This window comes from Agrobacterium salinitolerans, from assembly GCF_002008225.1.
GTDB lineage: Bacteria > Pseudomonadota > Alphaproteobacteria > Rhizobiales > Rhizobiaceae > Agrobacterium > Agrobacterium salinitolerans.
This window is the reverse complement of record NZ_MRDH01000012.1, coordinates 1-23,414: the sequence shown is the minus strand read 5'-3', so window position 1 is coordinate 23,414 and position 23,414 is coordinate 1. Positions and strand designations below refer to the sequence as shown.

At 60.3% G+C, this 23,414-nt stretch carries 21 protein-coding genes and 1 other RNA gene; 6 read left to right on the top strand and 16 right to left on the bottom strand.

The genetic code is table 11. The features are described 5' to 3' along the window. The first annotated feature begins 258 nt into the window (after nt 1–258). Complete coding sequence (locus BS627_RS11080; RefSeq protein WP_077983301.1) at nt 259–1,203, top strand: AEC family transporter; 945 nt, start codon at nt 259–261, stop codon at nt 1,201–1,203. A gap of 17 nt (nt 1,204–1,220) precedes the next feature. Here BS627_RS11080 and BS627_RS11075 read toward each other — a convergent pair whose 3' ends face one another. The 9 genes from BS627_RS11075 to rimP all read right to left on the bottom strand — a co-directional run bounded on the left by BS627_RS11075 (nt 1,221) and on the right by rimP (nt 12,492). Then, on the bottom strand, nt 1,221–2,237 hold the full coding sequence (locus BS627_RS11075; RefSeq protein WP_077983280.1) for a class I SAM-dependent methyltransferase: 1,017 nt from the start codon (nt 2,235–2,237) through the stop codon (nt 1,221–1,223). 75 nt (nt 2,238–2,312) lie between these two features. Further along, the gene (pnp, locus tag BS627_RS11070) at nt 2,313–4,460 is read right to left on the bottom strand and encodes a polyribonucleotide nucleotidyltransferase (protein ID WP_077983279.1); all 2,148 of its coding nucleotides are present in this window, start codon (nt 4,458–4,460) and stop codon (nt 2,313–2,315) included. A 279-nt stretch (nt 4,461–4,739) separates the two neighbouring features. Continuing rightward, a complete protein-coding gene (gene rpsO, locus BS627_RS11065; RefSeq protein WP_003492949.1) occupies nt 4,740–5,009 on the bottom strand; it encodes a 30S ribosomal protein S15 in 270 nt (89 codons plus the stop codon). A 164-nt stretch (nt 5,010–5,173) separates the two neighbouring features. Beyond that, nucleotides 5,174–6,121, bottom strand: coding sequence for a tRNA pseudouridine(55) synthase TruB (gene truB, locus BS627_RS11060; protein WP_077983278.1), 948 nt, complete (start codon nt 6,119–6,121; stop codon nt 5,174–5,176). 3 nt (nt 6,122–6,124) lie between these two features. Further along, the gene (gene rbfA / locus BS627_RS11055; RefSeq protein WP_004439055.1) at nt 6,125–6,541 is read right to left on the bottom strand and encodes a 30S ribosome-binding factor RbfA; all 417 of its coding nucleotides are present in this window, start codon (nt 6,539–6,541) and stop codon (nt 6,125–6,127) included. Between the two features lie 135 nt (nt 6,542–6,676). Beyond that, nucleotides 6,677–9,415 (bottom strand): translation initiation factor IF-2, encoded by a 2,739-nt coding sequence (infB, locus tag BS627_RS11050; RefSeq protein ID WP_077983277.1) that lies wholly within the window; start codon nt 9,413–9,415, stop codon nt 6,677–6,679. A gap of 102 nt (nt 9,416–9,517) precedes the next feature. Further along, nucleotides 9,518–10,219 carry an RNA-binding protein gene (locus BS627_RS11045; protein ID WP_077983275.1) on the bottom strand — a complete coding sequence of 234 codons (702 nt, stop codon included), beginning with the start codon at nt 10,217–10,219 and terminating at the stop codon, nt 9,518–9,520. After that, nucleotides 10,216–11,832 (bottom strand): transcription termination factor NusA, encoded by a 1,617-nt coding sequence (nusA, locus tag BS627_RS11040; protein ID WP_077983274.1) that lies wholly within the window; start codon nt 11,830–11,832, stop codon nt 10,216–10,218. The genes BS627_RS11045 and nusA overlap by 4 nt, the downstream gene beginning before the upstream one ends. 63 nt (nt 11,833–11,895) lie before the next feature. Beyond that, a complete protein-coding gene (rimP, locus tag BS627_RS11035; RefSeq protein WP_077983273.1) occupies nt 11,896–12,492 on the bottom strand; it encodes a ribosome maturation factor RimP in 597 nt (198 codons plus the stop codon). A 286-nt stretch (nt 12,493–12,778) separates the two neighbouring features. Between rimP and BS627_RS11030 the strand changes: the two genes are divergently transcribed. Continuing rightward, nucleotides 12,779–14,407, top strand: a complete 1,629-nt coding sequence (locus BS627_RS11030; RefSeq protein ID WP_077983272.1) for an MFS transporter — start codon at nt 12,779–12,781, stop codon at nt 14,405–14,407. A 22-nt stretch (nt 14,408–14,429) separates the two neighbouring features. Here BS627_RS11030 and BS627_RS11025 read toward each other — a convergent pair whose 3' ends face one another. Together BS627_RS11025 and recR are read right to left on the bottom strand one after the other, a co-directional pair. Continuing rightward, a complete protein-coding gene (locus BS627_RS11025; protein ID WP_077983271.1) occupies nt 14,430–15,695 on the bottom strand; it encodes a lytic murein transglycosylase in 1,266 nt (421 codons plus the stop codon). A gap of 37 nt (nt 15,696–15,732) precedes the next feature. Continuing rightward, nucleotides 15,733–16,338 carry a recombination mediator RecR gene (recR, locus tag BS627_RS11020; RefSeq protein ID WP_077983270.1) on the bottom strand — a complete coding sequence of 202 codons (606 nt, stop codon included), beginning with the start codon at nt 16,336–16,338 and terminating at the stop codon, nt 15,733–15,735. Between the two features lie 37 nt (nt 16,339–16,375). Between recR and BS627_RS11015 the strand changes: the two genes are divergently transcribed. Further along, complete coding sequence (locus BS627_RS11015) at nt 16,376–17,011, top strand: MOSC domain-containing protein (RefSeq protein ID WP_165691223.1); 636 nt, start codon at nt 16,376–16,378, stop codon at nt 17,009–17,011. Nucleotides 17,012–17,066: 55 nt separating this feature from the next. On the opposite strand, the gene BS627_RS11010 is transcribed toward BS627_RS11015, so the two are convergent. From BS627_RS11010 to ffs, 3 genes are all read right to left on the bottom strand, one after another. Then, nucleotides 17,067–17,390, bottom strand: a complete 324-nt coding sequence (locus BS627_RS11010) for a YbaB/EbfC family nucleoid-associated protein (RefSeq protein ID WP_077983269.1) — start codon at nt 17,388–17,390, stop codon at nt 17,067–17,069. Nucleotides 17,391–17,414: 24 nt separating this feature from the next. Next, a complete protein-coding gene (locus BS627_RS11005; protein WP_077983268.1) occupies nt 17,415–19,289 on the bottom strand; it encodes a DNA polymerase III subunit gamma/tau in 1,875 nt (624 codons plus the stop codon). Between the two features lie 79 nt (nt 19,290–19,368). Continuing rightward, nucleotides 19,369–19,465: signal recognition particle sRNA small type (gene ffs, locus BS627_RS11000), an RNA gene on the bottom strand. A gap of 64 nt (nt 19,466–19,529) precedes the next feature. Here ffs and BS627_RS10995 point away from each other — a divergent pair. Together BS627_RS10995 and nudC are read left to right on the top strand one after the other, a co-directional pair. Continuing rightward, a complete protein-coding gene (locus tag BS627_RS10995; protein WP_162520627.1) occupies nt 19,530–19,958 on the top strand; it encodes an HIT domain-containing protein in 429 nt (142 codons plus the stop codon). A gap of 2 nt (nt 19,959–19,960) precedes the next feature. Then, nucleotides 19,961–20,920, top strand: coding sequence for an NAD(+) diphosphatase (nudC, locus tag BS627_RS10990; RefSeq protein ID WP_162854311.1), 960 nt, complete (start codon nt 19,961–19,963; stop codon nt 20,918–20,920). Nucleotides 20,921–20,935: 15 nt separating this feature from the next. Here nudC and BS627_RS10985 read toward each other — a convergent pair whose 3' ends face one another. Next, the gene (locus tag BS627_RS10985) at nt 20,936–21,799 is read right to left on the bottom strand and encodes a prephenate dehydratase (protein ID WP_077983266.1); all 864 of its coding nucleotides are present in this window, start codon (nt 21,797–21,799) and stop codon (nt 20,936–20,938) included. Between the two features lie 11 nt (nt 21,800–21,810). Next, the gene (locus tag BS627_RS10980) at nt 21,811–22,566 is read right to left on the bottom strand and encodes a 3-deoxy-manno-octulosonate cytidylyltransferase (protein WP_077983265.1); all 756 of its coding nucleotides are present in this window, start codon (nt 22,564–22,566) and stop codon (nt 21,811–21,813) included. A gap of 150 nt (nt 22,567–22,716) precedes the next feature. Here BS627_RS10980 and BS627_RS10975 point away from each other — a divergent pair, with 150 nt between their 5' ends. Continuing rightward, nucleotides 22,717–23,292: a c-type cytochrome gene (locus BS627_RS10975; RefSeq protein WP_077983264.1), complete on the top strand. Its 576-nt coding sequence runs from the start codon at nt 22,717–22,719 to the stop codon at nt 23,290–23,292. Nucleotides 23,293–23,414: the final 122 nt, after the last annotated feature.

The window sequence follows — 23,414 nt, the reverse complement described above, 5'->3', positions numbered from 1 at the left end:
CTCCGCCACGGATGTACTGGCGGCACATAACGGACATAAAAGGCGGGGGAGACCCCGCTTTTTCTTTTTTAGTAACGTTAGGCCTTGCGGATTTTACGGGCCAAGATGAGCTTTCTACCCAAAGCGGCTCAAGAGTTTTGTCTTTCTTGGGCGCCATGTGGAGAAAACAAAGAGTGGGAGCGTTTTCGCGATTCCATTCCCGTGGAAAACGCTCTAAAGCGGATTATCTCCCGCAAAAGCCGCGAAAGCTTTCCCTCCATGTCTGCCGTTGCCGCGAATGTCGCCCCGATTTTCATTCTCATCCTTATCGGGTGGCTCACCGTCAAGGCGGGTCTGTTCAGGGCCGATGCCGGCGATATTCTCAGTGACTTCGTGTTCAAGATCGCGGTGCCGACATTGATCTTCCGCACGCTTGCGGAAGCGAATTTTCACGGCGCATCGCCGTTCCGGCTCTGGATCACCTATTTCGCCGGCGTGACCGTCACCTGGACGGTCGGGCATATCGTCACCCGTTATGTCTTCAGGCAGGATATGCGCATTGCCGTCATTGCCGGCATTTCATCAGCATTTGCGAACAATATCTTCATCGGCCTGCCGTTGGTCGGACGCTCCGTCGGCGATGAGGGGCTGGTGGCTCTCTCCATCCTGCTCGCCATTCACCTGCCGGTGATGATGATCGCCGGCACGATCCTCATGGAAAACGCCACACACAAGGCGGTCGGCGGCGAAAGGCGCAGCATGGCTGCGGTGTTCAGGCAGGTGGGCCGCAATCTCATCACCAATCCGCTGGTGATCGGCCTTGTCATCGGGCTTTCGACCAATGTCTCCGGCGTCGCATTAACGCCCATTCTGAAAACCGTGGTCGATCAGATCGCGTCTATGGCGGGGCCGGCGGCGCTTATTTCGCTTGGCATGGCGCTGACCAAATACACCATTCGCGGCAATATGGGTATTGCCGTCACCATGACGGTGTTCAAGCTCCTGCTGCTGCCCGCCTGTGTGTGGGCAATGGGTCATGCGCTCGGTCTCAGCCGGGAATGGACGGCGGCGCTCGTGCTCACCTCGTCGGTGCCGACGGGAGTGAATGCCTGGCTTATCGCCAACCGCTTCGGCATCGGCCACAGCGTTGCCGCCTCCACCATCAGCATTTCCACAGCGACCGGCGTTCTTTCCGTGTCGCTATGGGCATGGCTGTTGAGCTGATTATTCCGCGGCCTTGATTATTTCTGGGCGCTCAGAATCTTGAAGCGGGCGTTGCGGCACACTTCAGTGCTGGTGCGGAATTCAGCCGCGAGCACCGGCTCATAGGGCATGCCGCGATTGGCGACCATCAGCAGCTTGCCGCCGCTGCGCAGCGCGCCGGCGGCAGCCTTGATGAAGGCCTGACCGAGGGCAGGTTCTGCTGCCTGTCCCGCCGCATGGAAAGGCGGGTTCATGATGATGAGGTCGTATTTTTCCTTCGGCGGCTCGTTTGCCAGATCCTGCCAGAAGAAGCGCGCCGTCAGCCGCGGATTGTTTTCGAGAAGATTGGTCTTTGCAAATTCCAGCGCGTTCCAGTCTGCTTCGAACAGATCGATACGGGCCGTGCGCGGCGATTTCTCGGCCAGCATGACGGAGAGGTAACCCCAGCCCGCGCCGAAATCGGCGGCGTTGCCGTCAAAATCGGTCGGCAGGCGCGATGCGAGCAGTTCCGAGCCGTCATCGACGCGGTCATGGGAAAACATGCCGGGGAGGGCGGTGAAGCGGCCTTCAACCGTTACCGGCCTCTGGGCGAGCTTCGATACGACGGCCGCAACATCGTCCGGTCGTTTGAACCAGAGCGCGACGCCATGGTATTTTGGTGTCGATTCCGCTTCGATGCCAAGTTTCGCCAGCGTCTTGCGCAGCGTCACGATACCGTCTTCTTTCGATCCGGCTGCGACGATGAGGCCGCCGGCCTTTACGCGCGAAAGCGCTTCGGCGACGCGGTTTTCATTCTCGCCGCGATGTTTGCCGCAAAGCAGCAGAGCCACATCGTAATCTTCGCCCGAAATATCAGGAGTCACTTCTGCGCCTTGAGCCTGCAGAGCACGATAAAGCGGACGTAGATGTTGAACCGCGACGATCTCCGCGTCGAATCCATCCAGCCGCGGACCGGCTTCCGCTCCCAGAAACAGAACGCGTTCGCCCTCCTTCGGCATGGAAAGCATGTCCGAGGCAAAGGGGTGGAAAAGGGTTTTCACGGCGTCACGGCTCATGGGAGCATCCTCAAGGTCAAATAGAAAAAAGGCGCGGGCAAAACCCGCGCCTCGATAGGGTCTGGCGGGGCTGCCTTATTCGGCAGCGGCTTCGCCGTCTTCCTTCTTCTTGTCTGCAACGACTTCCTTGCCGGTCGCCTGGTCGACAACCTTCATGGACAGGCGAACCTTGCCGCGCTCGTCGAAGCCCATCAGCTTGACCCAGACCTTGTCGCCTTCCTTGACGACGTCGGAGGTCTTGGCAACACGCTCGGAAGCGAGCTGCGAGATGTGGACGAGGCCGTCACGCGCGCCGAAGAAGTTGACGAAAGCGCCGAAGTCAGCGGTCTTGACAACAGTGCCTTCATAGATGGCGCCGACTTCCGGTTCCGCAACGATCGAGTGGATCCACTTGCGGGCCGCTTCGATTTCCTTGCCGGAAGAAGAGGCGATCTTGACGGTGCCGTCGTCTTCGATGTTGATCTTCGCGCCGGTCTTTTCGACGATTTCGCGAATGACCTTGCCGCCGGAGCCGATGACTTCACGGATCTTGTCGACCGGAATGTTCATGACTTCGATGCGCGGTGCAAATTCGCCGAGCTGGCCGCGGCTCTCGGTGATGGCGTTGGCCATTTCGCCGAGAATGTGCTTGCGGCCACCCTGTGCCTGCTCGAGAGCGATCTTCATGATCTCTTCGGTGATACCGGCGATCTTGATGTCCATCTGCAGCGAGGTGATGCCGTCGGCCGTACCTGCGACCTTGAAGTCCATGTCGCCGAGGTGGTCTTCGTCACCGAGGATGTCGGAGAGAACCGCAAAGCGCTCGCCTTCGAGGATCAGGCCCATGGCGATACCGGCAACCGGCTTTGCCAGCGGAACGCCCGCGTCCATCAGTGCAAGCGAGGTGCCGCAAACGGTTGCCATCGACGAGGAGCCGTTGGACTCGGTGATTTCGGAAACAACGCGTAGCGTGTATGGGAACTGCTCTGCAGTCGGCAGCATCGGGCGGATAGCGCGCCATGCGAGCTTACCGTGACCGATTTCGCGACGGCCCGGGGAACCCATGCGGCCTGTTTCGCCGACCGAGTAGGGCGGGAAGTTATAGTGCAGCAGGAAGCGTTCCTTGTACATGCCGGTGAGGCTGTCGACATACTGCTCGTCTTCGCCGGTGCCGAGGGTCGCAACAACGATCGCCTGGGTCTCGCCGCGGGTGAACAGCGCCGAACCGTGGGTACGCGGCAGCAGGCCAACTTCCGAAACGATCGGACGAACGGTCGACAGGTCGCGGCCGTCGATGCGGCTCTTGGTGTCCAGAACGTTCCAGCGAACGATCTTGGCCTGAAGGTGCTTGAAGACAGCGCCGATTTCTTCCGGCGTGTACTTGGCTTCGCCTTCTTCCGGCAGGAAGTGTGCCTTCACCTTGGCCTTGACGGCGTCGACGGCGGCGTAACGGGCGGCCTTTTCGGTGATCTTGTAGGCGGCGCGCAGTTCGGTTTCAGCAAGACCGAGCATTTCGTTTTCGAGAGCGGAAAAATCTTCCGGTTCGAATTCGCGCGGTTCCTTGGCGGCAACTTCGGCGAGCTTGATGATCGCGTCGATAACCGGCTGGAAGCCGCGATGACCGAACATGACGGCGCCGAGCATGATTTCTTCGTTGAGTTCCTTGGCCTCGGACTCAACCATCAAAACGGCGTCCTGCGTACCGGCAACGACGAGATCGAGAACAGACTCGTCCATTTCGTCCAGATGCGGGTTAAGGACATATTCACCGTTGATGTAGCCAACGCGCGCGCCGCCAACCGGGCCCATGAAGGGAACGCCAGAGAGCGTCAGCGCTGCGGAAGCCGCAACCATCGATAGGACGTCCGGATTGTTTTCCAGATCGTGCTGGATAACGGTGACGACGACCTGCGTGTCGTTCTTGTAGCCTTCAGGGAAGAGCGGGCGGATCGGGCGGTCGATCAGGCGCGAAACGAGAGTCTCGTTTTCGCTCGGGCGGCCTTCGCGCTTGAAGTAGCCGCCGGGGATCTTGCCGGCTGCGTAGGTCTTTTCCTGGTAGTTGACGGTGAGCGGGAAGAAGTCCTGGCCTGGCTTCGGAGACTTTGCGGAAACCACAGTCGCGAGAACCATCGTCTCGCCGTAGGTTGCGATGACGGCGCCGTCAGCCTGACGGGCAACCTTGCCGGTCTCGAGCTTCAGCGGGCGGCCTGCCCATTCGATTTCCACGGAGTGTTGATTGAACATATCTTGTCCTTGGTTGTGGCTGCCGCACCGGTATCGTGCCGGCGGTGGCAGCGCGGTGACGCAATCACGGGCAAGACAGCGGGAGGCTTTCGACAAGCAAGCATCCGGCAATCCTGCCCCATGACAGGTCTGCGGTTGAAAAAGGCGGCACCGGCCCATCCGGGTCACCCTTATCGTCCGGGGGCCACATCAGCGGTAAGCGCCCGGAAATTCATGCGGCCTTAAAAGACCGGATATAAAAACCGGCGGGCATCGTTGCGAAACCCGCCGGAGAAGTTATTAGCGGCGAATGCCGAGAGCACCGATCAGCTTGGAGTAACGGGCTTCGTCCTTCTTCTTCAGATAGTCGAGAAGCGAACGACGGCTCGAAACCAGCGTCAGAAGGCCACGACGGGAGTGGTTGTCCTTCTTGTGGTCCTTGAAGTGACCGGTCAGGTTGTTGATCCGCTCGGTCAGGATAGCGACCTGAACTTCCGGAGAACCGGTGTCGCCTTCCTTCGTGGCATATTCCTTGATGAGGGCGGCTTTGCGCTCTGCAGTAATCGACATCGGACGATCCTTTCTATTTTAAGGAAAAATGGGACGCCAAAGAGCCGGGATGTCGTCCAGCTCTGGCCATTCAGTAGCGCAGGCAAAGCCTAAGCTGGCGCTGCCTATAAACTATTCCGGGTGCAATGGAAAGAGGCGATTGATTCCCGCCTGCGCCGCCCGGCTCAGCCGAAAACCCGCTTCGGCCGGAACTCGCCTTCGCCGATCTCGCCGATGGCGACGAGCTTGCCATGCGCAGTGGCATAGGCTTCCGGATGGTTGGCGGGCGCGTCGCGCCCGCGCAGCAAGATGGGGTTGCCCATCTTCAGCCGGTGCGCCTGGTCGTCGTTGATGATGAGGCGGGGAAGGGCGGAAAGCGCCTCCGCCGTATCGATCAGATAGGCATCCAGCGCTTCCAACCGCTCGTCGCGGTCTTCCATGGCTTCCAGTGCCGTCAGCGTTTCGAGCGGCACCATCATCTCTTCGCCGAAGGGTGCGACCATGGTGCGGCGCAGTTCCGAGATATGGCCGAAACAGCCGAGATCGCGGCCCATGTCGCGCGCCAGCGCCCGCACATAGGTGCCCTTGCCGCACTCCACTTCAAAATGCGCTGTATCGGCATCGGGGCAGGCCAGCAGCGTCAGGCGATGGATTTCCACCTCGCGTGCGGGAATTTCCACGGTCTCGCCGTCTCGCGCCAGATCATAGGCACGCTCGCCGGCGATCTTGATGGCGGAAAATTGCGGCGGAGTCTGCATGATCACGCCGGTATAATGGGGTAGAATATCGCGGATTGCCTGTTCGTCCGGGCGCCGATCAGAGGAATCGACCACCTCGCCTTCCAGATCGTCGGTCGCGCGTTGCTCGCCCCAGGTCACGGTGAATTCGTAGATCTTCCGGCCGTCCATGACGTAAGGCACCGTCTTGGTGGCGTCACCGAGCGCGATCGGCAGCATGCCGGACGCGAGCGGATCGAGCGTGCCGGCATGGCCGGCCTTCTGGGCGTTGAACAGCCACTTGATCTTGGAAACGGCCTCGGTGGAGCCGAAATCGAGCGGTTTGTCGAGGATCAGCCAGCCCGAAATCGGACGGCCCTTGGGTTTGCGGTTCTGCTGTTTGCGTGGTTTGGACATGCTTCAGTTCTGTTCGTCGTCTTTTTCGTTTGAAGGCCCAAGATCGCGCTGCACTTCGGGTGAGCGCAGGAGCGCGTCGATCTTCTGGTAATTGTCGAAACTCGTATCGTCGCGGAAACGCAGTTCCGGCATGTATTTCATCTGCCGAAGCTGCGGTCCGAGGCGACCACGCATGAACTTGGCGTGGCGGTTGAGTGCCGTGATGATGTCGGTGTGATCGGCAACGCCAAGCGGCGTCACGTAGGCGGTAGCGATCTTGAGATCGGGAGACATTCGCACTTCCGAAATGGAAATGACGGTGCTTTCGATCAGATCGTCGCGGACTTCGCCGCGCTGGAGAATTTGTGTCAGGGCGGCGCGCACCTGTTCGCCAACGCGCAGCATGCGTTGGGAAGGGGCCGATGATGTAGCTTTTGCCATGGGTTATGCCTCAAACGGAGCGAGCGCCGGTTAAGCCGGCGCCCGACAGTAAAGTCCTGTTTTGCGGCGAGAACGCTCTTTTTTCTATCGCATTTCCGGACGGAAAACCGGGGATCCACTTTTCCTGGAAATGCTTTAGAGCGTTCTCGTGATGTGTTCGACGCGGAAGCACTCGATGGTGTCGCCGGCGCGGATGTCTTCGTAGTTTTCGAAGGCCATACCGCATTCCTGACCGACCGGCACTTCTGCCACTTCGTCCTTGAAGCGCTTGAGGGTCTTGAGCTTGCCTTCGTGGATGACGACGTTGTCGCGAACCAGACGAACACCTGCACCACGCTCCACCTTGCCTTCGACGACGCGGCAACCCGCGACCTTGCCGACCTTCGTGATGTTGAACACCTCGAGGATTTCGGCATTGCCGAGGAAGGTCTCGCGACGTTCCGGCGAAAGCAGGCCCGACATCGCCGCCTTCACGTCATCCACCAGATCGTAGATGATGTTGTAGTAGCGGATTTCGATACCGGCGCGTTCGGAGGCCGTACGGGCCTGTGCGTTGGCGCGAACGTTGAAGCCGATGATCGCGGCGTTGGAGGCCTCGGCAAGCGAGATATCCGATTCCGTGATGGCACCAGCGCCCGAGTGAACGATACGAGCGCGGACCTCGTCGGTGCCGAGCTTGTCGAGCGAAGCGATAATGGCTTCGACCGAGCCCTGCACGTCGGCCTTGATGACCAGCGGGAATTCCTTCATTCCCGAAGTCTGCAACTGGCTCATCATCTGTTCCAGCGAACCGCGCTGGCCCGTCTGACGGGCGACAGCCTTGTCGCGTGCCAGACGCTGGCGGTACTCGGAAATCTCGCGAGCACGGCTTTCGTTTTCGACAACCGCGAAACGGTCACCGGCAGATGGCGTGCCGGAAAGACCGAGAATCTCGACAGGCATAGCCGGACCGGCTTCCTTGACGTGTTCGCCCTTGTCGTTGACGAGGGCGCGAACGCGGCCCCACTGGTCACCGGCCACGATGATCTGACCGGGCTTCAGCGTGCCCTTCTGCACGAGAACTGTAGCGACGGCGCCGCGGCCGCGGTCGAGTTCCGCTTCGATGACGGTGCCTTCCGCGGTACGGTTCGGATCTGCCTTGAGGTCGAGAATTTCAGCCTGCAGCAGGATCGCTTCGAGCAGTTTGTCGAGACCAAGCAGTTTCTTGGCCGACACTTCCACGTCAAGCACTTCACCGCCCATCGATTCCACGAAGACTTCGTGCTGCAGGAGCTGCTGACGAACCTTCTCAGGGTTTGCCTCGTGCTTGTCGATCTTGTTGATCGCAACGACGATCGGAACACCCGCCGCCTTGGCATGGTTGATGGATTCGATCGTCTGCGGCATGACGCTGTCGTCTGCGGCGACCACCAGAACGGCAATATCCGTCGCCTGTGCACCACGGGCACGCATGGCCGTGAAGGCGGCGTGGCCGGGGGTGTCGATGAAGGTGATCTTCTGGCCGTTCTTCTCGACCTGATAAGCACCGATATGCTGGGTGATGCCACCGGCTTCACCGGCAACCACATTCGCCTGACGGATGGCGTCGAGCAGCGAGGTCTTGCCGTGGTCGACGTGACCCATGATGGTGACGACGGGCGGGCGGGAAACCATTTCGCCTTCATCGTCCGTCTGGTTGAAGATGCCTTCTTCGACGTCGGATTCGGAAACGCGCTTGACGGTATGGCCGAATTCGACCGCGATCAGTTCGGCCAGATCGGCGTCGATTACGTCGCCCGGCTTCATCATCTGGCCTTCCTTCATCAGGAACTTGATGACGTCGACGGCGCGTTCGGACATGCGCTGTGACAGTTCCTGAATGGTAATGGTTTCCGGCAGGATCACTTCGCGCATAACCTTTTCACGGGTTTCCTGCATCTGGCTGCGGCGGAATTTCTCCTGACGGCGGCGCATGGATGCCATGGAGCGGCCGCGCGGTGTGCCGTCTTCATCCAGATTGGACGAGGTGACCGTAAGCTTGCCGCGACGGCGTTCTTCTTCGGTCTTCAGGCGGGCGGCGGGCTTCGCAGGTGCAGGTGCTGCAACCTTGCCACGGACCGGCAGGTTACCACGGCGTGCACCGCGATCGTCCTCATCGTCGCCATCGGTGCGACGCCCACGCGGAGCGACGGTTTCCGTGGTTGCGCGACCAGGTGCGGCAGCGGCGGACTGAGGGCGAGCATCCGAGCGCGGCGCCGGCTGAGTGGCGACTGCCGGCTTTTCAGCGGCCTGTTCGGATTTCGCTTCCACGGCCGGCTGGCTTGCCGCCACCTTGGCGGCTTCGGCTTCCTCGGCGGCACGGCGCGCAGCTTCTTCCTTTTCGGCGGCAATGCGGCGTTCTTCCTCGACCTTGCGGCGGGCTTCGTCTTCGGCCCGCTGCTTGGCTTCGATCACGTCACGAGCCTGCGCTTCCATCAGCGCGCGGCGGCGGGCTTCCATCTCGCCTGCGGACAGATCGTGCAGGACGTTCCCGCGCGGACGCTCAGGCTGGCGCTGCTGCGGTGCGGACGAGCCGGGACGCTGCTGCGACTGGGAGGAACCTGGACGTTGCTGCTGGCCGCTGGGCTGGTGGATGCGCGGCTGCGGAGCCTGCGGACGCGGTGCTGCCGCGGGGGCAGGGGCGGCCGGCTTCGGAGCGGGCGCTGCGGTCGAATGAACCTGCTTCTCGTCTTCCGGACGCAGGGGGCGGCGCTTGCGTGTTTCCACGACAACCGCGTTCGTGCGACCTCGACCCATATCCTGCCGCACGGTGCCCTGATTCATCCCGCCCGGCTTGAGGGTGAGAGTCTTCTTAGGCTGTGCGTTAAGTGTCTTGTCGTCGTTGTTGTCGGTCATTCCGTTCCCGTTCCTTCGGACGAGAACCGGATGACGTCCATCAGGCCTCGTCGTTCAATTGCTGCATCGGAACGCGGCGACCGTTGATGTCGGTTAACCGCGTCATTGTTCTGTCCGGGCAGCGTCGCGTTCCGCCTGAGATTGGCCGCCAAGGCGGTACTGCTCAAGCATCGTTGCGCGCTTCACTACACCCTCACCCGCCTGCCCTGCAAGCGCGCAGGCATGGATAAAAGCATTCTGGCCCATCAACTCGTCCATTTCGGCTTCGCTAAAGAGCCGGAAGGACGGAATTTCATTGCCGGCATCGCTGCCGAGCGCCCAGGCCTTGCGGGCCTGGTCCAGTTTTCTGACGCCATCGGCCGCAGCATCGGTCGCGTGAAACACGGCAATCGCGTTCCCGGACCGGACGGCAGCATCGACCTTCGTCGCGCCGCTGATGAACTGGCCCGCCTTGCGCGCCATATTCATCATACCAGCCACATGCTGCGCCATCAGCCGGTCGAGAAGAGTAAGAAGCTCGGCCCCGGCCTTGACGTCGCGTTTGAGAGCCCGCGCGAAGAGCTTCTTCGCGATGGCCTTCTCGATCAGGGCGCGCTCGGGTGTCACCCAGCAACCGCGCCCCGGCAATTGGCGTTTCAGGTCCGGCACGACGTTGCCGTCCGGTCCTGCGACGAAGCGGATCAGCTCATCCGGCGATCCGCTCTGCCTTGTCACAATGCACATACGTCCATTGACGTCGCCCTTGATCCGCCCGTCGTCATCCGTTTCGGGCAGATCGTCCGGCTCATGCGCCTGCGATGTCATTCCTGTTCGGCGGTATCCGCCTCCTCGGCAGCTTCCGCATCGGCTTCCTGTTCGGAAGCGAGCTCTTCGGCGGTGATCCAGCCTGCCAGAAGGCGAGCCTGCACCACCATGTTCTCGGCTTCGACGCGCGAAACATCGAGCTTGGAGAAGATGCCTTCGAACTTCTTCGTCTCGCCGTCCTTGCGCTCGCTCCAGCCAACCAGATCGTCCGCTGCACAGCCGGCAAAGTCCTCGATGGTCTTGATGCCGTCTTCACCGAGCGCAACCATCATCTGCGAAGTCAGGCCATCGATCTGGCGCAGCTCGTCGGAAACGCCGAGTTCCTTGCGCTTGGCATCCATTTCGGCTTCCAGGCGCTCCAGATATTCGCGGGCGCGGGTCTGGATCTCATCGGCGGTGTCTTCATCGAAGCCATCGATCGAGGTAATTTCGTCGAGATCGACATAAGCGAGTTCTTCGACCTGCGCGAAGCCTTCCGAAGCCAGAACCTGGCCGACCATTTCGTCGACGTCGAGGGCTTCCATGAAGAGGGCCGTGCGCTCGTTGAATTCCTTCTGGCGACGCTCGGATTCTTCCTGCTCGGTCATGATGTCGATATCCCAGCCGGTCAACTGCGATGCCAGACGCACGTTCTGACCGCGGCGGCCGATGGCGAGCGACAGCTGCTCGTCGGGAACAACCACTTCGATACGCTCGGATTCTTCATCCAGAACGACCTTGGCGACTTCCGCCGGCTGCAGGGCGTTGACGATGAAGGACGCCGGCTCCTGGCTCCACGGAATGATGTCGATCTTCTCACCCTGAAGTTCGCCGACAACGGCCTGGACGCGCGAACCGCGCATACCGACGCAGGCGCCGACCGGATCGATCGAGCTATCGTTCGAGATGACGGCGATCTTGGCGCGCGAACCCGGATCACGGGCAACCGACTTGATCTGGATGATGCCGTCGTAAATTTCCGGGACTTCCATGGTGAAGAGCTTCACCATGAATTGCGGATGCGTACGCGACAGGAAAATCTGCGGGCCGCGCTGTTCGCGGCGAACGTCGTAGACGTAAGCGCGCACGCGGTCGCCGTAGCGCATGTTTTCGCGCGGGATCATCTCGTCGCGACGGATGATGCCTTCGCCACGGCCGAGATCTACGATGACATTGCCGTATTCGACGCGCTTGACGGTGCCGTTGACGATTTCGCCGATACGGTCCTTGAACTCGTCATACTGACGGTCGCGCTCGGCTTCACGTACCTTCTGCACGATCACCTGCTTGGCGGACTGGGCGGCGATACGGCCGAAGTCCATCGGCGGCAGCGGATCGGCGATGAAGTCGCCGAGCTTGGCGTCGGGGTTGCGGTCGCGGGCAAGCTCCAGCGGGATCTGGGTCGAATAGTCCTCAGCCGCTTCGACAACTTCCAGAAGACGCTGCAGGCGGATTTCGCCGGTCTTGGAGTTGATGTCGGCGCGGATGTTGGTTTCCGAACCATAGCGCGAGCGGGCGGCTTTCTGGATAGCGTCGGCCATTGCGGCAAGCACGATTTCGCGGTCGATGACCTTTTCGCGCGCCACAGCATCGGCGATCTGCAGAAGCTCAAGCCGGTTAGCACTCACTGCCATTTTTTTATCTCCGTAAGTCGCATAATTGCGGGGATCGCCCGTTTCCCGGGCTTTACGTTGGAATTAGTCTTCGTCTGCTTCGTTTTCGTCGTTCTGGTTTGCGGCGGCGGCCTTTGCCGCCTTGTCTGCCCGCAGCGCATCACGAATAAGGTCGTCCGTCAGAATGAGCTTCGCATCCGAAAGCGCGGTGAACGGAACAATGACTGTCGGCTCTTCGCCATAAGCGATCTGGTCGCGTTCCAGCTTGAAACCGTCAGCATCAACCTCAACGATCTTGCCGCGAAACCGCTTGCGGTTCTCGACCAGAATGGAGGTTTCGACCTTCACCAGATGGCCCTGCCAGCGGGTGAAATCCGATTTGCGAACCATCGGCCGGTCGATACCGGGCGAGGAAACTTCGAGATGATACGCTTTATCGACCGGATCTTCCACATCAAGAACCGGTGAAATCGCCATCGAAATGGCTTCGCAGTCCTGAACGGTCATGGTTCCGTCTTCGCGCTCGGCCATCACCTGCAGCGTCATGCCGTTCTGGTTGGAGAGCCGCACGCGCACCAGAAGATAGCCCATGCCCGTCAGAACAGGCTCGATGATCTCGGCAATGCGCTGGTCGATGCCTGTTTCGGTTATCAGTCGCGGTTCTTGTGCGGTATCTGCCATCTGGCCTTCCGGTCTTTGATGTTCATCGGGCAGTCAGCCCGTGGTTTCCGGTTCGCCTAACGAAAAAGAGCGGAGCCTTGCGGCCCCACTCTTCATCAAGCGATCAAGAATTTCAAAGGTCATATAGACCTATTGGGGCAGGATTGCAAGGTTTTCGCAGGCGTCTGCGTTTCAGTAACGGTCCCGCCACATTTTCACCCTTACCATGCCGGAAAGGCTGGCATGATCGCCGGCGCTGTCTATAGTTGCCGTTTGACAAATCGCAGTTGCATCAAGTGGACAGAGCGTGCCTGACCGTAAATCGCCACTCGCGCCTTTAAGGCATTTGACTTACAGACGAATCTGGATCGCCAGCCTCGCCTCGAATTTCGGCGGACTGATCCAGGCGGTGGGTGCCGCATGGATGATGACCTCGCTTTCGAGTTCGGAAAACATGATCGCGCTGGTGCAGGCCTCCACCTCTTTGCCGATCATGCTGTTCTCGCTGATTTCAGGCGCGCTGGCCGACAGTTTCGACCGTCGCCGCATTATGATTTCGGCGCAGCTGCTGATGCTGACGGCCTCCGTGCTGCTCACCGTCTTTGCCTGGTCTGGCTGGCTCACGCCCTGGCTGTTGCTGTTCTTCACCTTCATGATCGGTTGCGGCACGGCGCTCAACAATCCCTCTTGGCAGGCGTCGGTCGGCGAAATGGTGCCGCGTGAGGATCTGCCCGCCGCCGTGACGCTGAACAGCGTCGGCTTTAACATCACCCGCAGTGTCGGCCCGGCCATAGGTGGTATCATCGTCGCCGCCGCCGGTGCCGCCGCCGCTTTTTTCGTGAATGCGCTGAGCTATTTCACCCTGATCTACGCACTATTTCGCTGGCAACCGCCCAAATATGCCTCAACCCTGCCGCGTGAGCAGCTTCTGGCCGCCATCTCCGCCGGCATGCGGTATGTGGCGATGTCGCCCAATATCGGCAAGGTGCTGGTGCGCGGTTTTCTCTTCGGTCTTTCCGCCAGCGCCATCCTTGCCCTGATGCCCATTGTCGCCCGTGATCTGGTCGAGGGCGGCCCGCTGACCTACGGTGTCATGCTTGGCGCTTTCGGCGTCGGCGCGATTGGTGGAGCCCTTATCAGCGCCAGATTGCGCGAAGTCCTGTCGAGCGAATGGATCGTGCGCGTCGCCTTTTTAGGCTTCGCTTTCAGCGCTGGCGTAACGGCGGTCAGCACGAGCGCCATCATCACGTCGATTGTACTGACCATTGCCGGTGCGTGCTGGGTGCTGGCCCTGTCGCTCTTCAACACCATCGTCCAGCTCTCCACCCCACGCTGGGTGGTGGGCCGGGCACTGTCGCTTTATCAGACGCTGACCTTCGGCGGCATTGCGGTAGGCAGCTGGCTGTGGGGTGAGCTGGCGGAAGATTATGGCATTTCCTATTCGCTTCTCTGTTCGTGCGTTTTGATGCTGCTCGGCGTTGTCGTCGGCCTCAAGCTCGCCATGCCGGCTTTCGCCTCGCTCAATCTCGATCCGCTCAATCGTTTCGTGGAGCCGCCGCTGAGGCTGGATATCAAGCCGCGCAGCGGCCCGATCGCCATTCTCATCGATTATGAAATCCATGATGAAGATCTCGGCGAATTCCTGCCGCTGATGGCGGAACGCCGCCGCATCCGTCTGCGCGATGGCGCACGGAACTGGAACCTGATGCGGGATCTGGAAAACCCCGACGTCTGGACGGAAAGTTACCATGTGCCGACATGGGTGGAATATGTCCGTCACAACCACCGCCGCACCCAGGCGGATGCGGAAGCCTGGGACCGGCTGCTGGAGCTTCACCGCGGCAAGACGCGGCCGCGGGTGCACCGGATGATCGAACGGCAGACCATTCCGCCGACCGACGATATCTTCCACAAGCCGCATACCGACCAGCATTGAGAGACGATGGGCCGGCGGCGGATTATTTCAGCTTCGCCTTCAGCGTCGCATCGGGAAAACATGTCGGTGTGAGGCCGTTTTTCGACTGCCAGTCGCCGAGTGAGCGGCGCGTCTTGAAACCCGCCAGCCCGTCCGCCTTGCCGACATCGTAACCCTTGGCGACCAGCGCCTTCTGCATGGCCAACACGTCGGAGCGCAGCATCGACCCGACATTGCCCCATTCCCCCTTGAACGGTCCTGCCCCATGGGCGATGCGGTCGGCGAGATTGCCGATGAAGAGCGCGTAGAGATCGGAATTATTATATTCCTTGATGACGTAGAAATTCGGCGTCACCACAAATTCCGGCCCATGCCGCCCGGCCGGCACCAGCATCATGCCATCGGCGGTCAGGTCATTGGCAGGAAAGGCTTTTCTGGAAATACGGGTAATGCCCATCTTCGCCCAGTCGGCCACCGGCCGGGCAAGGTCAGGGCCTTCCTGTGCGCAGGAGACATTGGCGGGGATGGAGACTTCGAAACCCCAGTCGCGATTGCGCTGCCAGCCACGCTGGGAAAGATAGTTCGCTATGGATGCCAGTGCATCCGGCACGGAATTCCAGATATCGCGGTGGCCATCACCATCGAAATCCACGGCATATTTCAGATAGCTTGATGGCATGAACTGCGGCTGGCCAAGCGCGCCGGCCCAGGAACCCATCATGCGTGATGCCGCGATATCGCCGCTTTCGACGATCTTCAGCGCGTCGATCAGCTCGGCGCGGAACATCTCCTTGCGGGTCGACATATAGGCTTTCGTGGCCAGCACATCGACCACCGAGTGCGGCAGTTTCGCCCGGCCAAAACCGGATTCGCGGCCCCAGATCGCAACGACGATCTCGCCAGGCACACCATATTTCGCCTCTATCCTGCGCAGCGTCGCCGCATGCGTTGCCGCAAGCGAACGGCCAGTACCGGCAAGTCCCTGCAGCCGCTTTTCGGAGAAATAGGCGCCCGGCGAGGAGAACTCCGCCTGGCTTTGGCTCTGTTCCTTTGGCGGTTTCTGGCCGGGAATGACAAGATCGGGCAGGCTCCAGCTGATGGAAAGACCGCTAAGCGTGGCCTCCAGCGTCTTTTGCGAAATGCCGGCCTTGCGGGCTTCCGGCCAGATTTCCTTTTTCAGCCAGGCATTAAATTCGGCGTCATATCGGGCTGCCGCTGCTCCTGTCGGCGCCGACTGCGCCAAGGCCGTCGTTGCTGAAAAAACGGAAAGAAGTGCAGCCAGTACCTTCGGGGCAAAATGGTTTCGCATTCGGTCTCCTCTTTGAATGACGGGAGGGAGGTAGGCCTCAGATCGTCGTTCGCGCCCGAAGCGCCGCGGTCAATGTGCCCTCGTCGAGATAGTCAAGCTCGCCGCCCACAGGCACGCCATGTGCGAGCCTCGTGATCTTGATGCCGAGGTCGGAGAGGCGGTCGGTGATGTAGTGAGCGGTTGCCTGCCCCTCCACCGTCGCATTAACGGCGATGATGAGCTCGCGAATGCCGCCGGCGCTCACACGGTCGATCAGGCCCTTGATATTCAGGTCCTCGGGCCCAACACCGTCGAGCGGCGACAGCGTGCCGCCCAGAACGTGGTAGGCGGTGTTCATCGCGCCCGCCCGCTCCAGCGCCCAGAGGTCAGACACGTCTTCCACCACGATGATGACGGACTGGTCGCGCCGGTCGTCGGCGCAGACGGTGCAGGGATCGATGGTATCGACATTGCCGCAGCAGGAGCAGATCTTCACCTTGTCATAGGCTTCGCCCATGGCATGGCCGAGCGGCCCGAGGAGCTGTTCCTTCTTTTTGATGAGATGCAACGCCGCCCGCCGTGCCGAGCGGGGCCCAAGCCCCGGCACTTTTGCCAGAAGCTGGATCAGTTTTTCAATTTCGGGACCGGTGACTCGTTTTGCCATGAGCGCTTTCTACTGCATAAATCGGGGAACGGGAATCATGAAGCTTGAAGGGCAGTCGATGAAAATCAGGGCGGTGTGTCGGGGCGAGGCAAAAAGCCTGCCGGGAAAGACGACGAAGACGGGCATCTTTAAACATGCCGTGAATGGCCCGGTCATGGTCGACGCGGAAGGCATTGTCAGCGACGCCGTGTGCAATCGCAAACACCATGGCGGGCCGGATCAGGCGATTTACGTCATGGGCTCCGTCGATCTCGAGTTTTGGTCGAGCACCCTGGGTTTTACGGTTGAACCCGGATTTTTCGGCGAGAACCTCGTGCTTGATGGTGTCGACAGCGCGAGATTGCATGTGGGCGACAGGTTTACGGCCAACGACATCGTGCTGGAGGTGACCGCTGCCCGCATCCCCTGCGCCACGCTGTCGGCCCGCATCGGCGATCCCGATTTTGCCCCGCGTTTCCGAGAGGCGGGCCAGCCGGGTTTTTATTGCCGGGTGCTGAAAGGTGGAATGCTTGCGGCCGGTGAGGAGGTGATGTTCGAACCCTATTCGGGAACGAAACTGCCGATACCGACTATCCTGCAGCGCTTCCGTCCCATGCAACTCAACGAAGCCGAACGCGCGGCCTATCTTGAAACACCGCTCGCAAGCCGGTTTCGTGCGATGCTGGAATCTTAAGGTCGCGTCGCGAGGATGGCGAAGGCTCAACGCCATCCTCTTCAGTTGGAATATCTTAAAAAGGCAGCTTCATGCCAGGCGGTAGCGGCAGACCTGCGGTCAGGTCAGCCATCTTTTCCTGGGCCTGCGCTTCGCCCTTTTCCTTGGCGTCCTTATGGGCGGCAACGATCAGATCCTCAAGGATTTCGACCTCTTCTTCCTTGAAGAGCGAAGGATCGATTTTCAGGCCGCGCATTTCGCCCTTGCCGTTCAAAATGACGGTCACCAGACCGCCACCGGCCCGGCCTTCGATTTCGAGGGCGGCAATTTCCTGCTGCACCTTCTCCATCTTGGACTGCATTTCCTTGACCTTGCCCATCATACCCATGATGTCGCGCATGTGCCAATCTCCTGTTCTTCTTGTTTAAAACTCGATGTCGTCGCCGGGAAGGATGTCTCCTTCGCTCGATTCGGCAACCGATGGCGGGGCGATCTCTTCGGCCTCATCCTGTGCGGCGACGCGGATGCGTACGTCGGTGATTTTTGCGCCGGGAAACTGCGCCAGAATGGCGGCAACGTCAGGATCCTGACGCGCATCGACCAGGCGCGCATCGCGGGCATTGCCCTCCGCCTCGACCAAGGTCGGCTCACCTTGCTCCTTGCTGAGGCTGACGATCCAGTGGATGCCGGTCCATTCCTTCAGCTTGACGCCCAGTTCGCCGGGCAGGGAGCCGGGCGCACCTTCGCCGAGGCGCATATCGAGCCGGCCGGGCTCCAGCCGCACCAGCCGCACGAAGTTGCGTACCTTCGCCCGCATAACGGGATCGCGGTTTTTCTGGCAGAGATCGGCAATATCCTGCACCGAATTGACGGGAACCTTCGGCTCCGGCCGCTCTTCGGTTTTTGGGGTCGCGACCTGCATCTCCTGCGGCCGGCTATCTGGAACAGCGCGTAGCATGGTGGAGGGCTGCGGGCCCGCCTGCCTCGGGGCGGCAAAGTCTGCAGGTCTTGCCGCTGCCACGGTCTGCGCCGACGAATAGGCACGCGCGCCGCCGCCATTGCCACCGCCGGAAGGTGCGCCATTGGCGTAACCGCCGTCACCGCTGGAAAGCTCAAGCAGGCGCCGCGCCGCATCTTCCGGTGCCGGCAGGTTGGCGGCATGCGAAAGCCGAATCAGCACCATTTCAGCGGCACCCGCCGGGCGTGAGGCGTTTTCCGTTTCAGGAATGCCCTTCAGCAGCATCTGCCAGATGCGCGACAGCGCCGTCACCGCGATGGTTTCGGCAAGCTCCGCGCCACGCACGCGCTCGATCTCGGAAAGCGACGGGTCTTCCGCCGCGTCAGGCACATATTTCATGCGGGTAACGAGATGGGTGAAATCGGCAAGATCGTTCAATACGACGACGGGGTTCGCGCCCGCCTCATATTGTCCGTTGAATTCCGAAAGGGCTGCCGCAACATCGCCTTTGACGACATGCTGGAAGAGATCGACAATGCGCGCCCGGTCGGCAAGGCCGAGCATGCCGCGCACCGCTTCGGCCTCCACACGGCCGCCGCCGTGGGCAATCGCCTGATCGAGCAGGGAAAGGCCGTCACGCGCGGAACCTTCGGCGGCGCGGGCGATCATCGACAGCGCCTGCGGATCGGCTTCGAAACCCTCCTTGCCCGCGATGGCGGTGAACAGTCCGACGAGATCGGCGGCGCTGATGCGACGCAGATCGAAGCGCTGGCAGCGCGATAGAACGGTGATCGGCACCTTGCGGATTTCGGTGGTCGCAAAGATGAATTTCACATGTTCCGGCGGCTCTTCCAAGGTCTTCAGAAGACCGTTGAAAGCCTGCGTCGACAGCATGTGCACTTCGTCGATGATATAGACCTTGTAGCGCGCCGAAACCGGGCGATAGCGAACCTGTTCGATGATCTCGCGAATATCGTCGATGCCGGTATGGGAGGCGGCGTCCATCTCGATCACGTCGACATGCCGGCCTTCCATGATCGCCTGACAATGTTCGCCGGGAATGCGAAGGTCGATGGTCGGCTTGTCGATGGTGTCGGTCTTGTAATTCAGCGCGCGGGCGAGAATGCGGGCCGTGGTCGTCTTGCCCACGCCGCGAACGCCGGTCAGCATATAGGCCTGCGCGATGCGCCCGGTCTCGAACGCATTGGTCAGCGTGCGGACCATCGGTTCCTGGCCGACCATCAGATCGGAAAAATCTTTGGGGCGATATTTGCGCGCCAGTACCCGGTAGCCGGTCCCGACCTGGGATTCGCTTGATGTGGGGGGTACGGTGTCGCTCATCGCCTCGCCAGTTTGTTTTGCCAGTTATCTTGGGGCGCTGAACTGGCCCGGCGAAAGCTGAGCACGTCTTTTAAAAAAGGTGGGAGGCTGGCACGGCGACCCGTGCCGGGCTCGTTAGGGCTGCTTCCTTCCGGACCTGACCCGGTTGGCGAGTGGCTCGTCCACCACCAACCTCCCGGGCCACATATCGGCAATATCGAAAGCAAATGCAAGCCAAGCCTTCAAAAAACTGCTATCACAATGAAAACAAACATGGAGGACGCCTTGGAGACATTCCGGCTGGACGAGAGACTGGCGCGCGACAGCGTGCTTGTGACGCGTTTGGGACTATGTGAGCTGCGTTTGCAAAACGACAAACGCTGGCCCTGGCTGGTGCTGGTGCCGCAGCGGGACGGCGTCAGCGAATTGTTCGATCTCACCCCGCTTGATCAGGCCGTGCTGACATTCGAGACCAATCTCGTCGCCTCCGCCTTGAAAGAAGTTACCGGAGCCACCAAGATCAATGTCGGGGCGTTGGGCAATATCGTCCGGCAGCTGCATGTCCATATTATCGCCCGCAACGAAGGCGACACCTGCTGGCCGGGTCCCATCTGGGGTCACGGAACGCCTGTGCCCTATGCCGCGGGCGAAAAGGAAACTTTGATGAAAAAAATCTCCGGCGCGCTCTGATGATGTCAATGAAAATTTTTGAATCCACTGCCCCGCATCCCGAAGCAAGCCTGCTGACGGCCTTTTCCAAAAACGCCCTCGACCGTTTCGCTGAAAAGCGGACGGAGGAGTGCGTGGCCGATGCGCTGAAAGTCGACGGCACCCATATTTTTGCCTTCTCGGGCAATCGGCTTGTTCTGAAACATGACGAGCAGGTCATCGATCCCCTGTTTTCCGCCTATGAACTCGCCGAGTTGCAGCCGGATTTCGACAATGCCGTGCTGCTCGGATATCGCGAAACCGGGGAGCCGAGAATTGCGGTGCCGGTCGCCGTGGCCGAGGATGAGCTCGCGAGCCACTATAAACTCGCCGACGCCCGTACCCTTTATCGCGATCATCTTCTCGATGAGGAATTGCTGAGCGAGGTTGCCCAGGCCGTCAGCCTCACCCACTGGAACGCCGACAATCGATTTTGCGGTAAGTGCGGCGGTGCCATGGAGCTGCGCATCGGTGGCTACAAGCGTATCTGCGCCGCCTGCAACCACACGATTTTCCCCCGCACCGATCCTGTCGTCATCATGATGACGATCGATATCGAGCGTGATCTCTGCCTGCTTGGCCGCGGTGCGCATTTTGCACCGGGCATGTATTCGTGCCTTGCCGGTTTTGTGGAGCCGGGCGAAACCATCGAGCAGGCCGTCCGCCGCGAAACACATGAGGAATCCGGTGTTGAAGTCGGTCGCGTGCGTTATCACGCGTCGCAGCCCTGGCCGATGCCGCATACGCTGATGATCGGCTGTTATGCAGAGGCGCTGTCTTTCGATATTGCCCGCGATGAGATCGAACTGGAGGATTGCCGCTGGTTCACACGGGCTGACGTCGCAAAGATGCTGGAGACTGCAACGGGTGAGGGCTTTTCCGCGCCTCCCGGCGGCGCCATCGCGCACCGGCTGATGCGCGACTGGGTGGAATGGACGAAATAATCGCGTTCGGCAGGCTCAACCCTGGTGGAGCTTGCCGCGCATCGCATGGCCCTTGTAGACACCGAGAATGCGGACTTTTTCCGAGAAAAAGCGCAGCTCGTCCAGCGCATGCCGCACCGGTTCGTCGTCGGGGTGGCCTTCAATATCGGCATAAAACTGCGTCGCCACGAATTTACCGCCGAGCTGGTAGCTTTCGAGCTTCGTCATGTTGATGCCGTTCGTCGCGAAACCGCCCATGGCCTTGTAGAGCGCGGCCGGAATATTGCGAACATTGAAAACGAAGGTGGTGACGACGATTTCGTCGCTCGATTGACGCTTGGCCCAGTTTTCATCACGGGAAAGCACAACGAAACGCGTGACGTTGTTTTCCGAATCCTCGACGTTTTCAGCGAGAATATCGAGGTCGTAGAGGCTGGCGGCAAGGCGCGGCGCAAGTGCCGCCATGCTGCGGTCGCCCTTTTCAGATACCAGTCTCGCGGAGCCCGCCGTATCGCCGGCGATGACGGGCTTCCAGCCGTTCGAGCGGATGATTTTCCGGCATTGGCCCAGCGCGTGAATGTGGCTGTGGACGGTGCGGATCTCTTCCTTTTTCACCCCCGGCATCACCATCAGCTGAAAGCGGATCGGCATGAAATATTCGCCGATGATGTGCAGGCGCGATTCCGGCAGCAGGTGATGAATATCCGCAACGCGGCCGGCCAGCGTGTTTTCAATCGGGATCATGCCGAGATCGGCTTCGCCGTTTTCAATGGCGTTGAAGGCGTCCTCGAATGTCGGGCAAGGCAAGGGTTCCATATCCGGGAACATGTCACGGCAGGCCATATCGGAATTCGCACCGAATTCGCCCTGGAAGGCAATGCGATTTGTGCTCAAGGTCATGGGACTTTCCGTTAGAGAGTTCTGCTTGCGAGGATTTTGCGGGCTTTTTCCAGATCGTGCGGCGTGTCGACACCGAGCGGCACGGAACTGACGATTTCCGCATCGATGCGCATGCCCGCTTCCAGCGCGCGCAGCTGTTCCAGCCTTTCGCGCTTTTCCAGCGGCGAAGGCGGCAGGCTGACGAATGTCTCAAGTGCTGCACGGCGATAGGTGTAAAGCCCGATATGATGATAAAGCGGGCCATCGCCGTAAGGGGCGGTGGTGCGGGTAAAATAAAGCGCCCGCAGCCGTGTGTCGGAAAGCGGGCTGCCAACGACTTTCACGACGTTCGGATTGGTTTTTTCTTCCTCGTCGGCGATTTCGACCGTCAGTGTCGCAATATCGACGGCGGCATTTTCCAGCGGACGCAGCGACGCGCGGATCGTCTCCGCCTCGATGGTCGGAAGATCGCCCTGGACATTGATGACATATTCCGCCTTGCCATAGGGGTCGGCCTTTTGCAGTGCCTCGAAAATGCGGTCCGAGCCGGACTGGTGGTCGTCGCGTGTCATCATCACGTCAAAACCGGCATTCTGAACGGCGGAAAATACCTGCTCGTCATCGACCGCAACGACGATTCGTTCGGCGCCGGCCTCGCGCGCCCGAAGGGCCACCTGCACGATCATTGGCTTGCCGCCAATGTCGGCGAGCGGCTTGCCCGGCAGGCGCGTGGATGCCATCCGCGCCGGTATGAGGACGACAGCTTTCTCGAAATCCCGATTCTTCATCCGACACCCTTCAAATCCCGCCCGAAAAGTGTCAAAACGTCACGGTGTGGGGACCATTATTCAAGTTGCGCAGGCTGTGCAAAAGCCATAGCTTTCGAGTAATTTCAAGATGCCCGGTTATATGGAGCGGATGCGAGGGAGCGCATATAGATGAATTCTTATGTTAATATGGGCGTTGGGGCGTTGCTGGGCACGGTTTTCGTTCTGATGTCGGTGTCGATTGCCTCTGAGGGCATTTTTCATGCGCCGGCGCCCGAGAAGGAAGGTTACGCCATTGCTGCGGCAGAGGGTGGCGGCGAAGCAGCCGGCGGAGAAGCCGCGGCAGCCGCGACGCCGATCGCGCAATTGCTTGCGAGCGCCGATGCCGCCAAGGGCGAGACGGTCTTCAAGAAATGTACGAGCTGTCATACCGGAGAGAGTGGTGGTGCAAACAAGGTCGGCCCCAATCTCTTCGATATCGTTAACCGGCCGATCGCCAGCCACGAAGGTTTCAGCTATTCCGCAGGGATGAAGGATTTCTCCAAAGGCGGTTCCGTTCACTGGGATTACGATCATCTCAACTACTTCCTCGAAGCTCCGAAGAAACACGTTCCCGGCACGGCCATGGGCTTTGCAGGCGTGAAGAAGGAAACCGAAAGAGCCGATCTCATCGCTTATCTGCGCTCGCTGTCGGCAAACCCGGCACCGCTTCCGGATCCGAATGCAGCGCCCGCACCGATGAACTGATCGCCATGATGTTCAATGATAAAAGCCCGGCATCGCTGCCGGGCTCAGACCGCTGACAAACCCGTCGATATTTTCGGCGGGTTTTTTCTTTTTCGGGATGATGACGTTTTGTTGTGGTCTTT